This is a genomic window from Luteibacter sp. P4_D7_3 (assembly GCF_056401735.1).
On record NZ_JBFUIT010000529.1, the window covers coordinates 1 to 1,570 of the forward strand.

At 63.4% G+C, this 1,570-nt stretch carries 2 protein-coding genes; one reads left to right on the forward strand and one right to left on the reverse strand.

The features are described 5' to 3' along the window. On the reverse strand, positions 1 to 958 hold a 958-nt coding region (locus AC1DSN_RS22360; RefSeq protein WP_477332998.1), incomplete at its 3' end, for a LacI family DNA-binding transcriptional regulator. A 199-nt stretch (positions 959 to 1,157) separates the two neighbouring features. On the opposite strand from AC1DSN_RS22360, the gene AC1DSN_RS22365 reads away from it, so the two are divergent. Then, positions 1,158 to 1,570: MFS transporter (locus tag AC1DSN_RS22365; RefSeq protein ID WP_477333000.1), on the forward strand; the 413-nt coding region annotated here is incomplete at its 3' end.

The following is a 1,570-nucleotide window of genomic DNA, read 5'->3' on the forward strand; positions in this document are numbered from 1 at the left end:
GTCGACCGGTGCCGTGGCCGCGTAGCTCGGTCAGCAACTGCTCCGCCGCGATCTTTCCCATCTCGCGGCTGGGCTGCTGGATGGTGGTGAGTGCCGGCCAGAGCTGGCGTGACAGGGGCGTATCGTCAAAGCCACAGACAGACAGGTCAAGCGGCACCTTCAGGCCATACTCACCGGCCGCCCACATCACGCCGGTGGCCATGTCGTCGTTGGCCGCGAACACTGCCGTCGGTCGCTCGGCGAGTGAAAACAGCTGCCGTGCCGCCTCCACACCCGAGCCGAAGGTGAAAGCGCCCTGCACTACCAGATCCGGATCTTCCGGCAGACCCGCGGCTTCCATCGCCTCGCGATAGCCTGCCAACCGCCAGCGGCTGGCACCGTGATTGGCGATGCCGATCACGTGAGCGATGCGCCGATGGCCCAGCTCCAGCAGATGCTCGACGATCGCACGCGCGGCGTGCTGCTCGTCCATGGTCACGCCCAGGGTCTTGCCGCGCCGCAATGGCGACACACTGGCATAGGGCACCTTGTGCTCACGCAGGCGTTTCAGCAGTGGCGCATAGTCGGTAATCGGTGGCGTCAGCACCACGCCGTCGGGATGGTGGTCGGAAATCAGCGTGTCCAGGCGGCGGATAAAATCGCCATCGCGCATGCGCAGTGGTCGCACCATCATGCTGTAGCGATGCGCGTCACAGGCCTCGAGCACGCCATCCTGGATTTCTGCCAGATACGTCGAGGACGGGTTGTCGTTGTTGTCGTACAGCATCGCTACCAGGAACGAGCGATTTCCTGCCAGACTGCGCGCCGACGGATGCGGTCGATAGTCCATTGCCTCCATGGCAGCACGCACACGCTCACGCGTGGCGTCGGTCACGTTGGCCTCGTCATTGAGCACGCGCGACACCGTCTTGGGCGATACGCCCGCTTCGCGCGCCACATCTTCGAGACGTACCCGCATGGATTCTCCGTTGTTGTCACGCTGTCGATTGACTATGCCGTCAGAGCCCTCTCCTTTACAAGGGCGACAAAGGGCCTCGATGCTGCGCCCGCAGCATGCGGGATGCGCAAGGTCATGACATAACTGTTGCTGGAGGAAGTACCCATGACCTGGATCAACCACAGTGCAGACCCGCTGCGTGCGTGCTGAGCACGCGCCAATGACACAGAGATCGGCGCTTTCGTTCTGGCAGATATGGAACATGTGCTTCGGCTTTCTGGGCCTCCAGTTCGGCCTCGCCCTGCAGAACGCGAATGTCAGTCGGATATTCCAGACATTGGGCGCGAACGTAAACGACATTCCCACCCTGTGGATCGCCGCGCCGCTGACGGGACTGATCGTGCAACCGATCGTCGGTCACTATTCCGATCGGACCTGGAACCGCCTGGGCCGACGCCGGCCGTACTTTCTGGCCGGAGCCGTGTTCGCCTCGCTTGCGCTGCTGTGGATGCCGAACACGCCGGCGTTGTGGATGGCCGCCGGCTTGCTGTGGATCCTGGATGCGTCCATCAACGTGTCGATGGAGCCGTTCCGCGCCCTGGTGGGCGATCAGTTGCCCACGCGGCAACGTCC